We start from the raw sequence: 18,939 nt of genomic DNA, 5'->3' as shown, positions 1-18,939 counted from the left end.
GGCGGTTCCGCGCGCTACCAGCCGCCCTGCAGCACCTCGTCGAGGGCGTCGACGAAGAAGTCGGCACTCTCCCGGCTCAGGCACAGCGGCGGCTTGATCTTCAGCACGTTCTGCCGCTCCGAGGCAGGCTGCACGATCACGCCGAGTTCCAGCATCCGTTCGCAGATCGCGGCGGTCTCGTTGGTGGCCGGTTCCCGGGTTTTCCGGTCGCGCACGAGTTCCACCCCCATGTACAGGCCCAAGCCGTGCACCATTCCGATCAGCGGATGCCGCTCGGCGAGCTCCGCGAGCCGGTGCGCCAGATGCCGGCCCACGGCTTCCGCGTTCTGCTGCAACGATTCGTCCCGAATGACGTCGAGCACGGCCAGCCCCGCGACACAGCTGACCGGGCTGCCGCCGGCGGAGGAGAAGAAGTTGCCCTCCCTGGCCAGGGACTCGGCGATATCGCGGCGGGTGAGCACCGCGCCGAGTGGGTACCCGTTGCCCATGGCCTTGGCCACCGTGATCATGTCGGGCACGACGCCCTGCTGCGACACAGCCCAGAAGTGGCTGCCCAGACGCCCGTAGCCCACCTGCACCTCGTCAGCGATGCACAGCCCTCCCTGGGCACGGATCTGCTCGTAGACGAGCGCGAGGTAGCCCTCCGGCGGCACGACTCCGCCGGCGTTGCCCAGCACGGGTTCAGAGATGAACGCGGCCAGGCTCTCCCCCGGGCCGCCAGGGGCGCCCAGCAGCCGGGCCAGGTCGGCCGCGTATTCCACTGCGGCCCCGGTGCCGCGGTGTGTGCCGCGGTAGGCGTTGGGGGCATCGATGATGTGCACCCAGTCGGGCCGGAAGGCCGCCGTGTGTGGGTTGTCGAAGGCCGAGGTAGACACCGCATCGGAGGCCGACGTCCACCCGTGGTACCCCTCGCGCAGAGCGACGACGTCGCGGCGGCCGGTGTGGATCCGGGCCAGGCGCAGAGCCAGGTCCACGGCCTCGCTGCCGCTGTTGACCAGCAGCACGGTGTCGAGGGACGGGTGCGGCGATTTCTCCACGATACGTTCGCAGAGGTCGGCCAGCGCCGAGTAGAGAAACCGGGAGTTCGTGTTGAGCAGCGCCAGCTGGTCGCTCACGGCCCGCGTGAACCGGGGGTGGCTGTGCCCGATCACGGCCACGTTGTTGACCATGTCCACGTAGGAGCGCCCGTGGGTGTCGACGAGCAGCTCCTGCCAACCGCGCTCGATCTGCGGCGGCCGTTCGTAATACTTCTCCTGCGCCGCGGCCATCACACCGCCGCGTCGGGCCAGTTCGGCCGCAGGGTCGACGACGGATGCCCGCGGCGCCAACCCGAGCAACCGCGCCGGGTCCGGTGCGAGGGTTGCCCACGCGGCGGCGCGGGATCCGGGCACGAACCGCGGCACGGCACTCGGGTCGGCCAGCCCCGGGTAGGCCAGTTGCTGCACGGTCACCCGGCCGACCGGGCTGGCCACACCGATCTGCTCCCCCGCGGCAACCACTGCCCCATGCGGCAGGCTCGCCCTGATCCCGCCGAGGCGCAGGGCGAAACCGGCCAGTGTCAGAATCAGGTCGTCGTCACCGGCTTCGGCGACCACCGCTGCAGCGGGCGCCACGATCTTCGACCCGGCCGGCAGGAAAACCTCGGTGAACAGGGCGAACGTGGCTGGCTCCCGACGCGCGAGCGGCGGCGTACGGGTGAGCCGGTACTGGCCATAGGGGGCGACGGCCACGCTGCGCCGGGTGAGTGCAGCCCGAGCAAGCTGAGCCTCGGCATCCTCTGCCTGCCAGAGACCGTCCGCCAGCGCCGGGCTGGTCACGGAGAAGTCGAGCATCTCGTAGTCACCGCCGGTCAGGGCGGGAATCATCGGGAGGAAAGTTTCGGGCTCGGCGCCCGCCGGGCGCGGCTCGGCACCCGCCGGGTGCCGGCCGAGTGCCTGTCGGATGGCCACTTCCGCCTCCTCCCAGCCGACCGCGCTGGCCGCGGCGAACACGCGCCACTCGGCGTCCATCCGGTGCCGGGCGTAGTCATTCTCCGCGTCGATCTGCACCTGCTGCTCACCGCTGGCGACCAGCACCGCCCCGCGCAGCACGATCAGCGGCCAGAGTGCCACGATCTCGGCATCGGTCAGGGGAACAACCGCGTCGAAGGCGACGATAGGGTCGAGGGCCGCCAGCGGATTGTTTGGGACGTGATGCAGAACGGATGCCGCGGTGACCGCCAGCTCCGCCACCAGCCATCCGGTGCCCAGGTCGCCGAAGTCGATAACCCCCTTGGGCAGGTGGTGACCGTTCGGCTGCACAGTGCAGATCACGTTGTCATCGGTGATGTCTCCGTGGATCGTCTGTAACCGGAGGGAGGATTCCACGGTCGCCAGGCGCACGGCGGCGCTCTCGGCGATGGCGGTCAGCTGCGCCCGGGTCTCTGCGGCCGGAACCCAGCGCACCAGGAGGTCGATCACGGCTTTCGCGTTGCGCAGGTCCCACTGCAGCGTGCGGTTGAGTCCCTCCGCCGCGAAGTCACGCAGGTGCAGCGCCGTGGTGCCCGAGAGCCGGCCGAGCGCCCGGATCACCGCCGGGGCCAGATGGCCCTGCGCCTCGAGCGACGGGCCCTCGAGGAAGGTGAGCAGGCGCACCGGGAGGGGCGCGGCATCCGCTACCGGCCAGTGCTGGCGACTCCTGCCATTTCGCCCCGTCACCGGCTGCGGCACGCGCATGCCGCGCGCAGCCAGGAACACCATCACGGCGTCCTGGGCGGCCAGCTCGGTGGCGGAGAAGGCTGGGTTGTCGACCTTGAGCACGTAACGCTGGGCGCCGCCGCTCGCGTCGCTGCCTGGAGCACTGCCTGGAGCACTGCCTGGAGCACTGCCTGGAGCATCTTCAGTACTGATCAGGAAGTTGCGATCCTGCTGGCTGCCGAGTTCACGGGCCGTGCCCGTCACGCCGAAGAGGGATGCCGCCATGGATTCGGCGTCTGCCGCCGTGATGAACGGCCGCACGAGCCCTTCGCCACTGAAGAAGTCAAAACCAGGCACGTCAACGCTCCTCGCAGTTAATACAGTGAACCCTGCCAGTTTGGCATCAGGGCGTTGGTTCCGTGTGCCCAGCGCTGAGTCCGCGCGGAGCGCCGGGCCGGGCCGGCAGAGATGACATCATCAAGAGAGACAGCGTCGTCGCCAGAGCCCGAGGAAGGTGTGCAGCCACTCACCCTTGCGGGAGCAAGAAACGACCGAAAGCCGCCGCAATGAATAGTCCAGCAGAGCCCACCGACATCCGCCTCATCGTTTCGGACATGGATGGCACCCTTCTCGACGACGCCGGCCAGGTGCCCGAGTCGTTCTGGCCGCTCCTCAGCGACCTGCACCGGGCCGGAATCGTGTTCGTGCCGGCCAGCGGTCGCCAGTACCAGACCCTGCACCGCACGTTCGGCGAGCATGAAGGCCTGATCTATATCGCCGAAAACGGTACCAACGTGGTGCAAGGGGGCGTCAGCATCGACGTCGAACCCGTCGAGCCCGCGATAATCGCGCCCATCGTGGACTGGGTGCGCACTGTCGCCGCCACGGGAGCCGACCTCGGTGTTGTCGTCTGTGGCGCCCGGAGCGCCTACATCGAACGCAGCGATGAGCGGTTTGTGAACCAGATCGGCCGGTACTATGCGGCGGTCGAGGTCGTTGCCGATGTTCAGGCGGCCGCCCTCGACGACGTCATCTTGAAGCTGGCCGTCTACGACCCGGCTTTCGCCGAGACACGGAGCGGACCGGTGCTGCGCGGGCTCGATCTGCCGGGGGACGTCGTGGTCTCCGGCAAGGACTGGGTTGACGTGATGCGTCGAGGCACGAATAAGGGCAGGGCGCTGGAGCGGCTCCAGCGGCGGCTCGGCATTGGCCGGGACCAGACGATGGCCTTCGGCGACTATCTCAACGACGCTGAGATGCTCGACGCCGCCGGGCACTCCTACGCCATGGCCAACGCACACCCGAGCATCCGTGCCCGGGCCGTGAATCTGGCGCCGTCGAGCTCCGAGGAAGGCGTGATCAGCAGCATCCGCGCCGCCCTGCCGCACCTGATCGCACCCCAGAGCGCACCCCAGAGCGCACGCTAGCCCGCCGCACCGCAGGACGGTCCGGCCGGGCCCGCCCGAGTGGCTAACTCAGGACATCCGTCTACCGCATTCACCGGCAGCCACGGACCAATGCGCAACTGGATCGATACCTCGGACCCGGCGGGACGGATTCCCTGAGTTAGCCACGAGACGGGCTGGCTGACCGTCGCGTGCGTGCGAAACGGGAATCCATTACTGGCACGGCCGGCAGCAGGCACCAGACTGATCTGGTCGCCTCTGGTCCTGAACCGCCGGATAATATATGATTCAACAAGCGATAATAGAACTGTGCGTTCGATTATCGAACAAACCCTTCAGCGCAACCCACAAAGAAGTGAGGAAGCCGTGCAGTTTCACCACCACGGATACGTGTCCACCGATCCCCGCATCCACGACGCCGCTGGAGTGGGTATCGACCGCCCCGTCGAACTGCCCGAGAACGTCGACGTACTTATCGTCGGAACGGGCCCGGCCGGCATGATCACCGCAGCCCAGCTCTCCCAGTTCCCCGGGATCACGACCCGCATCGTGGAACGCCGCGGTGAGCGCCTCGCGATCGGGCAGGCTGACGGCATCCAGGCCCGGAGCGTCGAGACCTTCCAGGCGTTCGGTTTCGCGGAGCGCATCATTGCCGAGGCCTACCGCATCACCGAGATGGCCTTCTGGACGCCGGATCCCGCAGACCCGACCCGAATCATTCGTTCAGCTCGGGCCGTGGACGACCCCACCGGCATCAGCGAGTTCCCGCACCTGATCGTGAACCAGGCGCGCGTACTCGACTACTTCGCCGAGGTGATGGCACATTCCCCCACGAGGATGGAACCTGATTTCGGCTACGACTTTCGCAGCCTGAAGAACACCGGCGAGGGCGAGTATCCGGTCACGGTGACGCTGGTGAACACGACCGGAGAGAAACAGGGCCGGGAACGCATCGTGCACGCCAAATACGTGGTGGGCGCCGACGGTGCCCGTAGCGCCGTGCGCGAGTCGATCGGGTGCACTCTCGCCGGCGACCAGGCCCGGCACGCCTGGGGCGTGATGGACGTGCTCGCAGTCACCGATTTCCCGGACATCCGACTGAAGTGCGCCATCCAGTCCGAGTCAGGTGGCAACATCCTGCTCATTCCGCGTGAGGGCGGAGCCCTGTTCCGCATGTATGTCGACCTGGGCGAGGTGGCCGCCGATGACAATGGCGCCGTGCGCAAGACCACGATCGACGAGATCATCGCGAAGGCGAATGACATCATCCACCCCTACTCGCTCGACGTGAAGAACGTTGCCTGGAACAGCGTCTACGAGGTGGGCCACCGCCTCACCGACCGTTTCGACGATGTACTTCCCCACGAGATCGGCACACGGATGCCGCGGATCTTCATCACCGGGGACGCCTGCCACACTCACAGCGCCAAAGCAGGCCAGGGCATGAACGTGTCGATGCAGGATGGCTTCAACCTGGCCTGGAAACTCGCCTATGTTCTCGAGGGCCGTAGCCCCGAATCCCTGCTCGGCACCTACTCGGCCGAGCGGCAGGTGATCGCCAAGAACCTGATCGACTTCGACAGGACCTGGTCGACCCTGATGGCGACGAAGTCGGAGGACCTCGAGGTGCCGCTGGAGGAGTTCTACACGCAGACCGCCGAGTTCCCGTCCGGTTTCATGACGCAGTACCCACCGTCGATGCTGATCAGCGAGGCCACCCACCAGAGCCTGGCGACCGGGTTCCCGCTCGGCAAGCGCTTCAAATCCGCCCCGGTGGTGCGCGTCGCCGACGCCAATCCCGTGCAGCTCGGCCACCACCACCGGGCCGACGGACGTTGGCGTGTCTACGCGTTCGCGGATGCCGCGGCATCCGGTGAAGCCTCGGCACTTTCCGATTGGGCCGAATGGATCCGGACGTCGCCCGAGTCTCCGCTGCTCACGCATACCCCCGGCGGGACCGACATCGACAGCGTCTTCGATGTCAAGGTGGTTTATCAGCAGGAGCACACCGGCGTGGACATCGGCCAGGTGCCGCGGGCATTCCTCCCCACGACCGGCCCCTTCAAGCTGATCGACTACGAGAAGCTGTACGCGACCGATCCGGAGAGCGACGTGTTCGAGCTGAGCGGCGTCGATCGCGGTGGCGCCGTCGTGGTGGTGCGCCCGGACATGTACGTGGCGGCGGTTCTGCCTCTGACCGCGACAGCGGAGCTGGCCGCCTTCTTCCGCCAGATGTTACTCGTGCGGTAGCGCGCTGCCGGGCGCCCTCTGCCGGGCGCCCGCCCTACTCGGCGGACGGTCGCTGGCGCTGCTTCTTGGTAGCCGAACGCTGTTGTTTCGCGGCGAGGTGTCGCCGGCCCGAACCCCGGGTGGGTTTGGTCGGCCGGCGGGCAGGAGCGTCGGGAGCCAGGCCCGCGGCAACGAGATCGGCGAGCTTCGCGAGGGCGAGCTCACGGTTGCGCAGCTGGGAGCGCCGCTCGGAGGCGGTCACGGTGATAACTCCACCGACGAGACGCGTGGCGAGTCGGGTGAGCAGGCGCATCCGCTGGTCGTCGGAGAGCGACGCCGACTCGGCGACGTTCCAGAAGAGTTCGACGCGGCTGTCGGAGGTGTTGACGTGCTGGCCGCCCGGCCCGGAGGACCGTGAGAACCGCCAGCCGAGTTCGCGCTCGGGGATGGTGAGCGCGGGCGACACCTCCAGATCCATGTGTCCAGAGTGCCACGTTCCGGCGGCAATGCAGGCCTGGACGAGCAACCCGGTGGCCGAGCCTATCGAGACCCTGACCGAGACCGGACCCCGGCCCGGTGCCCGCCGGCGGCCCGCCAGGTTCGGCTGGGGTCGTAGCAGAAGGGTGCCCTGACCTCAGGCTTGCCGCGAACCATGCGAATGTCCCATCCGGACGTGTCGATGCTGTGGTGGTGGTACCAGCAGAGCAGGACGCCGTTGCCTATTCTCGTCATGCCGCCCTTGTACCAGGGGATCACGTGGTGCACTTCGCACCAGGCTGCGGGCACGGTGCAGCCGGTGATGGCGCAGCCGCCGTCGCGGGCGGCGATGGCTCGGCGCTGGGCCCGGTTGAAGAAGCGGTTCTCGGTGCTCAGGGAGAGGACTTCGCCGTTCTCACCGAGGAGGAGCTCCTGGAGGCCGCCGGCGCAGAGAGCCTGCATCACGGATTTCATGGAGATGGGGGCTTCGACCCCGTCGATCCAGCCCACACCGCGCCCGGCGACGAGGTCGGCCTTGTTCACGTGGATCATGACCGTGGGGGCAGCACCGCCCATGGTGGGGGTTTTCGGGTCGCGGGTGGCGGCTTCGAGGATCCCGCGGAGGATGTCGGCGCGTTTCTCGCCGCCGTTGCGGTCGTCGCTGAGCGCGGCGGCTTCAGTGCCCGGAATGAGCTGGCCCGAATTCATCAGCGCCTTCTCCTCCGCCGTCGGGAACGCGGGGGCGGCGTGAGCCGAAAGGTAGGTGTCGAAGAGGCCGTTCAGGGCGCCGCGGAACTCCGCCGTGACGCCGCCGCGGAGCGGGTAGAGGCCGTCGCGGAAGAGCCCGAAGCCGACGGTGCTGCGGGCCTCGGCGACTGGCTCGTTCGGGGCGGTGCCATCGGGGTCGAGATGGGCCTGCCACTGCGTGGCCAGACCCCGCACAAGGTCCGCTGGGAAGGCGAACCCCTCTCCGGGAAGCCCGCGGGTTTCATCGGTGATCGCACCGGTCGCATTGGCAACCAGGGTGCGTTCGGCCGCACCGAGATCGTCGGGCGCGACCCGGGCGGCGACCTGGTCGAGGGCCGTGACGATGTTCTCCGCCGCATCGACACCGAGATCACCGGCAGTGAGGGCATCCGCCACGGCCGGGTAGTACGGCGGCAGCATGCTCGTGCCGGCCAGGCGCCGCGTCACATTCCCGCCGAGCCGCACCCGTCGGTTCGCCTCTCGGGAGGAAATGCGGGTCAACCGGGTGATCAAGTCGGTGCCGCTGCTGGCCCCGTTCTTGTAGGCGAGTGAGTCATGGCCCAGGATGCGGCGCGACCGCACGGAGATGTCGGCGGCAGAGACGACCCTGGCAGCATCCACCCGGCGACCGAGGTCTTCGACCGTGCAGAGCACCGCCATCGCATCCGCCTCATTCAAGAGGGAGAACGCCACCGAGTCGAGCACGGTCGCGGCCAGGTCACGCACCTGCTGCAGCTGCTGCAGGACAGAACACTGTGCATCGGAAGTTACCACCTGGGTGGAGGTGGTGGGGTGGTGCGGAGTGGTGGCTCCTGCCATACCTCAATAGTAAAAGACTTCTAATCTGGAGTCAAGGCTTTTGATGTAGTTACGAAAGTAATTATCCCAGCTGTCGGCGTTGTCACGTTAGTACGGAGATTTTCGGAACACGCCGGGCGCCTCGGCCCCATGCGCGGCGTGTTGCGAAAATCTCCGCAGTTGGCGTGGGCACGGATGCTGGTGGCCGCGTTCAAAGGATGGCTCGCGGGGTGTCGACCGGCTCCACCACCGACGGCTCAACCGGCCGCCGCCACCTCGCTGCACAGCGGCAACCTGCGCACGCTCTCGAACCGACGCGCTGCCCCGTCGATGGGATCGGTGAAGCTCACGCCGCTCGCCAGAAGCTGCAGCGGCCGGGTGAAATCGTCGATCGCGACGGGCTGCACGATGGGGTAGATCGGGTCGTCGATGATCGGGATCCCGAGACCAGACATGTGCATCCGCAGCTGGTGGGTGCGTCCGGTGCGCGGCGTCAGCCGATAGACGCCCGCACCCTGCAGAACGGTCTCCAACTCGATCAGCGACTCGGCATTGGCCGGTGCGTCAGTCACCTCGGCCTGCCACTGTCCACGCCGCATGGCGAGGTGGTTGCGCACGGTGACGGGAAAATCCAGCTCCGGCCGCAGCGGGGCCAGTGCCCGATAGGTCTTGCCGATCTCACCGCGCTGGAACATCGATTGATACGCCCCACGCCAGCGTCGCTCGGTGGCCAGGATCAGCAGGCCCGACGTCACCCGGTCCAGGCGGTGCAGCGGTGACAGCTCGGGGAGTCCCAGTTCGGCGCGCAGGCGCACCACCACACTCTGCACGATGTGTCGTCCGCGCGGGATGCTCGAGAGGAAGGCGGGCTTGTCGATCACGACGAGCCGGGCATCCCGATGCACCACGTGGATGGTCCCGGGCACGACTGGCTCGGCAGCGAGATCACGGTGAAACCAGACGAAGGTGTGCGGACAGTAGGGGTCGGTGCCGTCAACCGGCGCGCCCGACTGGTACACGAAGCGCTCCCCAGCGAGAAACCCGACGACGTCGACGAATTCGGCGAGACGTTCGACGAGCCAGGCGCCCATGGTCGGCCACGGATGCGGCCGCTCGCGATCCCGATCCGGCGTGCACACCCACGCGGCTTCGAGCCCGTGGCGCTGCGGTAGCGGAGACGGTGGTGGCATGCACTGATCGTATGTCGCCGGGCAGCCGCCCCACCAACTTGGAGATGCCGGCGGCGAGCCGTAGCAAATCACGGCGAACCCCCACAGGTAGTATGTAGATCACACCCCAACCACTAGATATGGTTCTCTCGCCCGGTTCAACCTCCCGCCCGATTGTCGTGGGTGCTGACCCAAGGAGATGGCACAGAGTGTTGAAAATGGAAAACCCCGGCGCAGGAACCCTCACGACGGGGAACACTCTGAGCACGCTCATGGTGGCCAAACGGGATGGACGCCGGCTCGCCTTCGATGACGCCCGAATCTACGCGGCACTCGCAAAGAGCTTCACGGAAGTGAATGGTGAGCTGACCCCGCTCACGCACCGCGCCATCCGTGATCTGGTCGCACGCGTCAATCGCGAGATAGCGTCCCGTTTCACGGTGGATGTAAAGATCTACGAAGTGCAGAACATCGTGGAACACGCCCTACTGGACAGCAAGGAATACGACGCCGCCGAGGCATACATCAATTACCGCATCCAGCGGGACTTCGCGCGCAGCAAGGCCACCGACATCAACCACTCGATCGTCAAGCTGATCAGCAAAGACCAATCGGTCGTCAACGAGAACGCCAACAAGGACAGCGATGTCTTCAACACCCAGCGCGACCTGACCGCCGGCGCCGTGGGCAAGGCCATCGGCCTGAAAATGCTGCCCCCACATGTGGCCAATGCCCATCAGAAGGGCGACCTGCACTACCACGACCTCGATTACCACCCCTATGCGCCGATGACGAACTGCTGCCTCATCGACTTCAAGACCATGCTGAGCCAGGGCTTCCGGATCGGCAACGCGGATGTCGACCCGCCCCGGTCGGTTCAGACGGCGACGGCCCAGATCTCGCAGATCATCGCGAACGTGTCGTCGACCCAGTACGGCGGATGCTCAGGCAACCGAATCGACGAGGTCCTCGCCCCCTATGCCGAGAGAAACCTCGACAAGCACTTGGCCGACGCCCGCAAGTGGATCGCCGACGAGACCCTGCACCAGTCCTACGCCGAGGAGAAGACTCTCAAGGACATCTACGACGCGATGCAGAGCCTCGAATACGAGATCAACACCCTGTTCACCTCGAACGGGCAGACACCCTTCACCTCGCTCGGCTTCGGCCTCGGCACCACCTGGTTCGAGCGCGAGATCCAGAAGGCGATCCTGCAGATCCGGATCGAGGGGCTGGGCAGCGAGAAGCGCACGGCGATCTTCCCGAAGCTGATCTTCACCGTCAAGCGTGGTCTCAACCTCGAACCGACCGACCCGAACTACGACATCAAGCAGCTCGCGCTGGAATGCTCCACCAAGCGGATGTACCCGGACATCCTCAACTACGACAAGATCGTCGAACTCACCGGAAGCTTCAAGGTGCCGATGGGCTGCCGCTCCTTTCTGCAGGGCTGGACCGACGAGAACGGCAACGACGTCTCCGAAGGCCGGATGAACCTCGGAGTCGTGACTCTCAACCTGCCCCGGATCGCCCTGGAGGCTGCCGGCGACAAGGACAGGTTCTGGAGCATTCTCACCGAACGGGTGAGCACGGCGCGGGACGCCCTGCTCTTTCGGATCGAGCGGTGCAAGGAAGCAACCCCGCAGAACGCCCCGATCCTCTACGTCTATGGTGCCTTCGGCCAGCATCTCCATGCCGGCCAGCCCGTCGACACCCTGTTCAAGAACAAGCGCGCAACCGTGTCCCTCGGCTACATCGGCCTCTACGAGGTAGCCGCGGCTTTCTACGGCGGCGATTGGGAATCGAGCTCCGAGGCTCGGGACTTCACCATCGACATCCTGCGCACGCTGCATGAGCGCACCACGGCGTGGAGCGACGAGTACGGCTACCAGTTCAGCGTGTACTCGACGCCGAGCGAGAGCCTGACCGACCGGTTCTGCCGCCTCGACACCGAGAAGTTCGGCTCCGTGCCGAACATCACCGACAAGGACTACTACACCAACAGCTTCCACTACGACGTGCGCAAGAACCCGACGCCGTTTGAGAAGCTGGACTTCGAGAAGGTCTACCCGACGTTCTCCTCGGGTGGGTTCATCCACTACTGCGAGTACCCGATCCTGCAGCAGAACCCCAAGGCCCTCGAAGCCGTCTGGGATTACTCCTACGATCGCGTCGGCTACCTCGGCACCAACACTCCGATCGACCGCTGCTACGCCTGTGGTTTCTCGGGCGACTTCGACGCCACCGAGCGCGGGTTCGAGTGTCCCGAATGCCACAACTCCGACCCGATGACGTGCGACGTCGTCAAGCGCACCTGCGGCTACCTCGGCAACCCGCAGGCCCGCCCCATGGTGCATGGCCGGCACACGGAGATCACCTCCCGGGTGAAGCACATGGCCGGGGCGACAGGCATCCGTGGGGCGGATGCCGCCGCATCCGTTGCCGAGGATGCGTGACCCGCAGCCCGGCGAGTGGCTCTCGGAGAAGCTGAGTCAGCGGTACGTCGGGGACTACAAGCCCTTCGTCTTCGTCGACGGCGAGGGGGTGCGGTGCAGCCTGTACCTGTCCGGGTGCCTCTTCGCCTGTGAGGGGTGCTTCAACGAGGCCACCTGGAGTTTTCGCTATGGGCAGCCGTACACCCCAGAGCTCGAGGACCAGATCCTGGCCGACCTCGGCCAGGAGTATGTGCAGGGCATCACCCTTCTCGGTGGGGAGCCGTTCCTCAATACCGGGGTCTGCCTGGCGCTGCTCGATCGGGTGCACCGGGAACTCGGCACGTCGAAGGACGTGTGGTGCTGGACCGGTTACACGTTCGACGAACTACTGCTGGATAGCGAGGACAAGCTCGCTCTGCTCGGCTCCGTCGACGTCCTGGTCGATGGTCGGTTCGAACTGGCCAAGCGCGATCCTGGCCTGCAGTTTCGGGGCAGCAGCAACCAGCGGATCATCGACGTCAAGGCGTCCCTGCGGTCGGGACAGGTGACACTGTGGGGCAGCCTGAAGGATGCGACCAGCAGCTACGAGCAGATCGAGAAGCGCAATCTGATCTAGGGTTCAGAACAGCGGCCAGGGCACGGCGGGCATGTCGCCGCGCGGGGCCGGGAACCGCCCGTCAGCGCGGAGTCGGTCGCAGCGCGTGGCCAGTGCTGCTATTTCGACCTCGGTGAGCAACGCGCCCAGAGCGGCGCCGAGCTCACCCGCCAACTGCGCGCTGACCCGGTCGATCCCGTCGAGCTCGTCAGCGGTGAGCTCCTCCCCCAGCCAGCCCCAGAGCACGGTGCGCAGCTTGTGCTCGGCGTGGAAGGTGAGCCCGTGGTCGACGCCGTGCCGGTGTCCATCCGGCATCGCGAGGATGTGGTCGCCCTTGCGATCGGCGTTGTTCACCACGATGTCGAACACGGCCATCCGGCGAAGCGCGACCGAGTCCTCGTGGATGAGCGTGACGGCGCGATTGTGCTCGTCCCGGCCGTCGAAGACCCGGCGCCAGCCCTCCATCGGCGCGGCCTCCCACGGGACCAGGTCCACGGCATCCTGTTCGGGGTCCGAATCCTGCCAGAGCTGCACCATCCCCGGCCCCATCGGACCGCCCCTCAGCCAGGTGAGCGGCACGACATTCCAGCCGAAGGCCTCCGAGACCAGGTAGGCCGCGGCCTCCCGGCTGGCGAGGTCACCATCGGGAAAATCCCAGAGCGGGTGCTCGCCGGCGATGGGCTTGTAGACCACCGTGGCGTCGCCGATGCTGCCCAGGAAGGTCGCGTTCGATGCCGTGGTGATGCGTCCCGTCAGTTCAAGGTCGCCGTCGAGGTCAAGGTCGCCGAGGTCCCCGTCGCCGAGGGGCGCATCGGGCTGCATCAGAGGCTGCCGGGAAGGGTGCAGACGTGCCCCTCGACGTCGATGGGGTCGCCGCAGAACGGGCAGAGGGGGCGGCCGGCCCCTACTATCTCGCGGGTGCGCTTCGCGAAGGCCCGGGCGGTGCCGACGGGCATCCGGACCAGGAGCATCTCCTCCGGCTCCACCATGATCGCATCGAGCAGATCCTCGTCGAGTGCGTCCTCAATGCCTGGGTCGACCTCAACAAGTGGATACGCCTCGATCACGACCTGCACGGTCGAGGGGTCCCAGCCGAGGCTCATCCCGCCGGTGCGGAATTCCTCTACGACCGGCTGGTCCAGCGGGTCGTTGTCGACCAGCTCGACGGGCGTGTTGGTCGGGATGCTGAACGGGTTGCCCTCGTGGCTCATCAGCTGGTCGAGCATCTCGTCGATCTTCTCGGCGAGCAGAGCGGACTGTTGTTTCTCCAGGGCGATGCTCACGATCTGAGCTCCCGTGCGCACCTGCAGGTAGAACGTGCGTGACCCGGGCAGACCGACGGTGCCGACGACGACCCGATCCGGCCAGGCAAACTCATGGACGATTGTGGGCATGTGGGTATTTTAGGTGACCGTTGTGTGCGGCGCCTGACCGGCCCCGCCGCCGACCGCCGCGTCGGCCGAAGGGGTGCCGGTGCCGAGCCAGGCGAGGTCGCCGGCATCCGTGTTCACGGCGTGCACGATCGGCCGGCTGGCGCCGTAGCGCACGATCGAAACGGATGCCGGGCCCACGTCAAGGCGCTGGAAGAGGTCAAGGTGCATGCCGAGCGCATCGGCCAGAACAGACTTGATGATGTCGCCGTGACTGACCGCCACCCACACCGCGCCGGGTCCGTGCTCGGCCTCGAAGGCGGCATCGTGACGACGGATGGCGGCGACCGATCTGGCCTGCATGGTCGCCATCGACTCACCGCCGGGGAATGTGACGGCCGACGGCTGGGTCTGGACTGTCGACCAGAGCTTCTCCTTGGCGAGGTCGCCGAGGGCGCGGCCTTGCCACTCGCCGTAGTCGCACTCGGTGATGCCCTCCTCCACCGGTGTCACGAGCGAGTCGGCCTGATGATCGAGGATGAACTGCGAAGTCTGCCGGCAGCGTTCCAGAGGGCTCGAGACCACACCGACCAGCGGCACCGCCGCCAAGCGCCGGCCCATGAGGGCCGCCTGGTCCTGTCCGATCTGATCGAGCCGCACCCCGGGCGTGCGCCCGGCCAGCATTCCGGTGGCGTTCGCGGTGGTGCGGCCGTGCCGCACGAGAATGACAGTGGCCATGGGTACAGCCTAGACAGACGGTTGGGGAGCGCTCGCCGCCGAAGCAATTCGACGGAGATTTTGGGTCAAACGCCCGATTATGAGCCCAGATGAGCTGTTTCAGGCAAAATCTCCGTCGAATTCGTTCTGGGCGAGCGGATGCCGAGCGCCGGCCTCGACAGACCGGCGGCCTGCGACTAATCGGCCGGGTCGGTGATGAACCCCTCGTCGATCATCCAGTCATAGGCCACGTCGGCAGGGTCGGCACCGTCGACATCCACCTGACGGTTCATGCCTCGCAGAACTTCGTCGGTGAGCCTGGGTGAGATGTCGGCAAAGATCTGCTCCAGGCCGGGGGTGGTCTCGAGCTTCTCGGTGAAGAAGACGGGAGCAACGTTGTACGCAGGGAAGAACGCTCGGTCGTCGATCAGAACCGTGAGATCGAGCGCGTCGAGGCGACCGTCGGTCGTGAAGACCTCACCGAAGTTGCAGGCCCCATCATCGGTCGCGCTGTAGATCGCACCGGTGTCGTAGATTCCGATGTTGTCGTCGGGCACGCCGTCGGCGGCGCCACGTTCCAGGTCGTAGTGGGCGAGCATGGGGTTCATACCGTCCGGCCGAGAGTTGAATTCGGCCTCGACGCAAAAAGTCCGATCTTCGACCGGTAGCAAGGCGAGTTCGGACAGGGTCGTGATCCCGCCGAGCTCGGCGATCGCCTCAGTGCGCACAGCCAGGGCGTAGGTGTTGTTCATCGGTGCCGGAGTGCCCCAGGTGAGACCGTTGTCGATGTCGATGTCGTACACGGCCTGCCACATCTCGTTCTGGTCAGCGATCGCCTCCTCCTGACCGAGGTAGGTCAGCCACGCGGTTCCCGTGTACTCCCAGAGCACGTCGGCCTGGCCGGAGAGCAGGAGTTCGCGGGTCGGCTGGCTGCCGGGCAGATTGCTGAGGTCGGTCACGTCGAAGCCCGCGGCGGTCCCGGCGAGCACCGCGATCTTGCCGAGCAGCAGCTGCTCGGTGAAGTTCTTGGACGTGACCGTGAGGCTCACACCCTCTGCACCGTCAAGGGGGGTGATCGACCCGGGTCCGACCGCGGGAACGTACGAGGTCGCCGGTTTCAGGCCGCACCCGGTGAGGGCGAGGGCGCACACGGTGAGAACACCGGTTGCCACACCCCAGCGCCCCAGGGACGTGCGACGGATGCGAGATGGGGAGCGATACATCTAGAGTCCCTTCGGGCGGGCAACGTGTTCGACAACGCGGCCTACCCAGTCAATGAGGAGGGCGAGAAGAGCCACCAGCAGGGCCCCGGTGACGAGCACGGGAGTGAGGCTGAGATTGACGCCCGTGGTGATCAGGATGCCGAGTCCCCCGCCGTTGACGAACGTGGCCAGTGCTGCGGTGCCCACCAACAGAACGAGAGCGGTGCGCACGCCCGAGAGCATGACCGGCACGGCGAGCGGCAGCTCCACGCGGAACAACACGGCCGCTGAGCTCATGCCCATTCCTCGTCCAGCCTCGATGAGGCGGTCGTCAACCTGTTGCAGTCCGACCATGGTGTTGCGCAGCACCGGGAGCACCGCGTAGAGCACGAGGCTCAGCGTCGCCGCCCAGAAGCCGAAGCCGACCCAGAACGCGAGCAGTACGACGACGCCGATGGCGGGGGCGGCCTGCCCGACGTTGGCGATCGCGAGCACCGGAGCGGTCAGAAACCGCAGGGGCTTGCGGGTCAGGGCGATCCCCAGCGGAATCGCGATGACCAGCACGATCACCGCAGCGAGCAGGGTGAGTTGGACGTGCTCCACGGTGTAGACCCAGAGCGCTGCCGGGGCGAGGGTGGTGAGCTCGATCGGCGAGAGATTCGCCGTCAGCAGCCAGATCACGAGCCCGAGGAACGTGAGCAGGATGCCGGCCAACTGGTATACCAGTCCCCGCCAGGACAGCCACACCAGGCGGGCCCGGGTGACCGGCACGGCCGACGCGGCCGGGTCGCCCGGCATTTCGACGGCGCTGTCGCCGCCGGCGATGCCAGCTTCCGCCTTCAGGATGCGGGTGCTCACTGAGCGGCCCGCGCGTCGGCGGTGCTGCTCGCGGACTCGCCCGGCGCAGCCTCGCCCGGAGCGGACTCGCCCGGAGCAGCCTCGGCGGCAGCCGCCTGGGCCTGGAACAGGCCGGTGTTCAGCCCGACGGGCGCCTGGTCTGACTCGAGCACGGCAGCGGACTGTGACCGGGTGATGGCGTCCATAACTGTCTTCACATCGATGACGCCTTTGAACATGTCGCGACGGCCGGTGACGAGCGCCGCCCCGGCGCTCGAGACGAGCATCGTGTCGAGCGCGTCATTGAGCGTGGACCGAATGCCGACCACCGGGAGTTTCGGGTCGGGAACCTGACTGACGACCTCGAGACGACCGAGCTTGCGCCGGGAGAGCCACTGGATGGGTCGGTGACGCTCGTCGACGATGACCGCGTGGCCGTGGCCGGCCTCCACGATGCGAGCGAGGACATCCGCTGCCCGTTCTCCGGGCCTGCCCGTGATGGCGTCGCTGAGGGCGACATCCGCTACCCGAGTCAGTGTGAGCTGTTTGAGACCGGCGCCGGAGCCGATGAAGTTCTCGACGAACTCGTTGGCCGGGTCGCCAAGGATGCGTTCCGGGGTGTCGTACTGCTCGAGCTGGGCACCCTCGTTGAAGATGGCGATCCAGTCGCCGAGCTTCACGGCCTCGTCGAAGTCGTGGGTGACGCAGACGATGGTTTTCTGCAGCTCTTCCTGGATATTGATCAATTCGTCCTGCAGGCGCAAGCGGGTGATCGGGTCGACGGCCCCGAAGGGCTCGTCCATGAGCAAGATGGGCGGGTCAGCCGCGAGTGCGCGGGCCACGCCGACGCGTTGCTGCTGGCCGCCGGAGAGCTCCTTCGGGTAACGGTCGCGGTAGAGCGCCGGGTCGAGGGAGACGAGCTCGAGAAGTTCGTCGACGCGGGCCGCGATGCGGGCTTTGTCCCAGCCCAGCATCTTCGGCACTATGCCGATGTTGGTGGCGACCGTCATGTGCGGGAACAGTCCCCCAGCCTGGATGACATAGCCGATGCCCCGGCGCAGGGCGTCGCCGTTCATCTCGGTCACGTCCTCCCCATCGACGACGATGCGGCCCTCAGTCGGTTCAATGAGCCGGTTGATCATCTTGAGGGTCGTGGTCTTGCCGCAGCCCGAGGGGCCGACGAACATGACGATCTTGCCGGCCGGGATCTCCATGGTGAGACCATCGACGGCGGGCCTCGCCTGGCCGGGGAACCGCTTGGTGACGTGGTCCAGCAGGATGCTCGCACCGGTGATACCGGTGGAGCCGTCGGTGGCGGTGGATTCAGCGGGGTTGGATGCGATGAGTTCAGACACGGATACCTCGAGGTGTGGTCAGGCGGCCGAGGCCGACGAGAAGGAGATCAAGAATGAGGGCGAGCACGACGACGCCGATGACGCCGGTCAGCACCGACTCAAGTGAGTTGGCGCCGCCGAGGCGGGAGAGGCCGGAGAAGATGAACCCGCCCAGGCCTGGGCCGAGGGAATACGCTGCGACCGCGGCGATTCCCATCACCATCTGGGCGGAGACCCGGATGCCGGTGAGGATGATCGGCCACGCCATCGGCAGTTCAACCTGGAGCAACGTGCGAAACCGGCTCATGCCGATGCCGCGCGCCGATTCAACGATGGACGGCGCGATACCTGACAGGCCCACGACCGCGTTCCGCAGAATGGGCAGCGTGGCGAAGAACGCCACGACGATGACGGCTGGAACGACGCCGAAGCCGAGCGGCGCGATGAGCAGTCCGATGAAGGCGAACGACGGAATGGTCAGGCCGATGGCTGACACCGAGTTGGCGATCCCCGTGAACGCGGAATTGCGGTAGACGAGTGCGGCCAGAACGACGGCAATCACTGTGGCCAGGATCAGGCATTGCACGACGAGGCTGAAATGCTGCCAACTGCTGAATAGGATCTGCTCATACTGATCCCCTAGAAAATCCCACACATCAAAACCTCTTCGAGTCGATAACACTCCGATTCACCGCCACCGGCACGGGCGCAACTGGAGGCGCGAATGCCGAACTGGATGGGGACGCAGGCTGAAAGCCTTTGGTGAGGGTTGCTAACCATCCTTGCATGGCTACCCCCGGCTGGGCGGTGCGAGGTGTTTCGGGCGGGTCGATCGCCTGCCTGGCCGTCGGGACGCCCTGTTGAAGGGTGAACACCGTCTACACGACGGAGCAGCCATGGATTTTTACCTCGCCGACGCATCCGAATTGCGGAAGACAAAACGGGATC

15 protein-coding genes are annotated in these 18,939 nt (G+C 66.5%); 4 read left to right on the top strand and 11 right to left on the bottom strand.

Annotated elements, in window-relative coordinates; genetic code table 11:
- Positions 1-14 precede the first annotated feature (14 nt).
- Positions 15-3,032, bottom strand: coding sequence for an aminotransferase (locus tag E3O65_RS02050; protein WP_134362092.1), 3,018 nt, complete (start codon positions 3,030-3,032; stop codon positions 15-17).
- 209 nt (positions 3,033-3,241) lie between these two features.
- On the opposite strand from E3O65_RS02050, the gene E3O65_RS02045 reads away from it, so the two are divergent.
- Complete coding sequence (locus E3O65_RS02045) at positions 3,242-4,102, top strand: Cof-type HAD-IIB family hydrolase (protein ID WP_134362091.1); 861 nt, start codon at positions 3,242-3,244, stop codon at positions 4,100-4,102.
- Between the two features lie 345 nt (positions 4,103-4,447).
- Complete coding sequence (locus tag E3O65_RS02040; protein ID WP_134362090.1) at positions 4,448-6,331, top strand: FAD-binding monooxygenase; 1,884 nt, start codon at positions 4,448-4,450, stop codon at positions 6,329-6,331.
- Between the two features lie 34 nt (positions 6,332-6,365).
- Here E3O65_RS02040 and arfB read toward each other — a convergent pair whose 3' ends face one another.
- The 3 genes from arfB to E3O65_RS02025 all read right to left on the bottom strand — a co-directional run bounded on the left by arfB (position 6,366) and on the right by E3O65_RS02025 (position 9,522).
- Entirely contained in the window at positions 6,366-6,788 is a 423-nt protein-coding gene (gene arfB, locus E3O65_RS02035; RefSeq protein WP_134362089.1) for an alternative ribosome rescue aminoacyl-tRNA hydrolase ArfB, read from the bottom strand.
- Between the two features lie 62 nt (positions 6,789-6,850).
- Entirely contained in the window at positions 6,851-8,353 is a 1,503-nt protein-coding gene (locus E3O65_RS02030; protein ID WP_134362088.1) for an HNH endonuclease signature motif containing protein, read from the bottom strand.
- Positions 8,354-8,589: 236 nt separating this feature from the next.
- Positions 8,590-9,522: a pseudouridine synthase gene (locus tag E3O65_RS02025; protein ID WP_134362087.1), complete on the bottom strand. Its 933-nt coding sequence runs from the start codon at positions 9,520-9,522 to the stop codon at positions 8,590-8,592.
- Between the two features lie 197 nt (positions 9,523-9,719).
- On the opposite strand from E3O65_RS02025, the gene nrdD reads away from it, so the two are divergent.
- Positions 9,720-11,957, top strand: a complete 2,238-nt coding sequence (nrdD, locus tag E3O65_RS02020; RefSeq protein WP_134362086.1) for an anaerobic ribonucleoside-triphosphate reductase — start codon at positions 9,720-9,722, stop codon at positions 11,955-11,957.
- Positions 11,950-12,552, top strand: a complete 603-nt coding sequence (gene nrdG / locus E3O65_RS02015; protein WP_134362085.1) for an anaerobic ribonucleoside-triphosphate reductase activating protein — start codon at positions 11,950-11,952, stop codon at positions 12,550-12,552. Before nrdD ends, nrdG begins: the two co-directional genes overlap by 8 nt.
- Positions 12,553-12,555: 3 nt before the next feature.
- On the opposite strand, the gene E3O65_RS02010 is transcribed toward nrdG, so the two are convergent.
- The 7 genes from E3O65_RS02010 to E3O65_RS01980 all read right to left on the bottom strand — a co-directional run bounded on the left by E3O65_RS02010 (position 12,556) and on the right by E3O65_RS01980 (position 18,646).
- On the bottom strand, positions 12,556-13,353 hold the full coding sequence (locus E3O65_RS02010) for an SCO1664 family protein (protein WP_134362084.1): 798 nt from the start codon (positions 13,351-13,353) through the stop codon (positions 12,556-12,558).
- Entirely contained in the window at positions 13,353-13,925 is a 573-nt protein-coding gene (locus tag E3O65_RS02005) for a DUF3090 domain-containing protein (protein ID WP_134362083.1), read from the bottom strand. Before E3O65_RS02005 ends, E3O65_RS02010 begins: the two co-directional genes overlap by 1 nt.
- A 9-nt stretch (positions 13,926-13,934) precedes the next feature.
- Entirely contained in the window at positions 13,935-14,639 is a 705-nt protein-coding gene (locus E3O65_RS02000) for a histidine phosphatase family protein (RefSeq protein ID WP_134362082.1), read from the bottom strand.
- 176 nt (positions 14,640-14,815) lie between these two features.
- Positions 14,816-15,841 carry a glycine betaine ABC transporter substrate-binding protein gene (locus E3O65_RS01995; protein ID WP_134362081.1) on the bottom strand — a complete coding sequence of 342 codons (1,026 nt, stop codon included), beginning with the start codon at positions 15,839-15,841 and terminating at the stop codon, positions 14,816-14,818.
- Positions 15,842-16,618, bottom strand: a complete 777-nt coding sequence (locus E3O65_RS01990; protein ID WP_134362160.1) for an ABC transporter permease — start codon at positions 16,616-16,618, stop codon at positions 15,842-15,844.
- Between the two features lie 56 nt (positions 16,619-16,674).
- On the bottom strand, positions 16,675-18,012 hold the full coding sequence (locus E3O65_RS01985; RefSeq protein ID WP_241985827.1) for an ATP-binding cassette domain-containing protein: 1,338 nt from the start codon (positions 18,010-18,012) through the stop codon (positions 16,675-16,677).
- Positions 18,005-18,646: an ABC transporter permease gene (locus E3O65_RS01980; protein ID WP_134362080.1), complete on the bottom strand. Its 642-nt coding sequence runs from the start codon at positions 18,644-18,646 to the stop codon at positions 18,005-18,007. The genes E3O65_RS01985 and E3O65_RS01980 overlap by 8 nt, the downstream gene beginning before the upstream one ends.
- Positions 18,647-18,939 lie beyond the last annotated feature (293 nt).

Source organism: Cryobacterium breve, assembly GCF_004402375.1.
In the GTDB taxonomy this organism is placed as follows: domain Bacteria; phylum Actinomycetota; class Actinomycetes; order Actinomycetales; family Microbacteriaceae; genus Cryobacterium; species Cryobacterium breve.
Note: the sequence above shows the minus strand (reverse complement) of the source record. Positions and strands in the feature narration are given on the sequence as shown.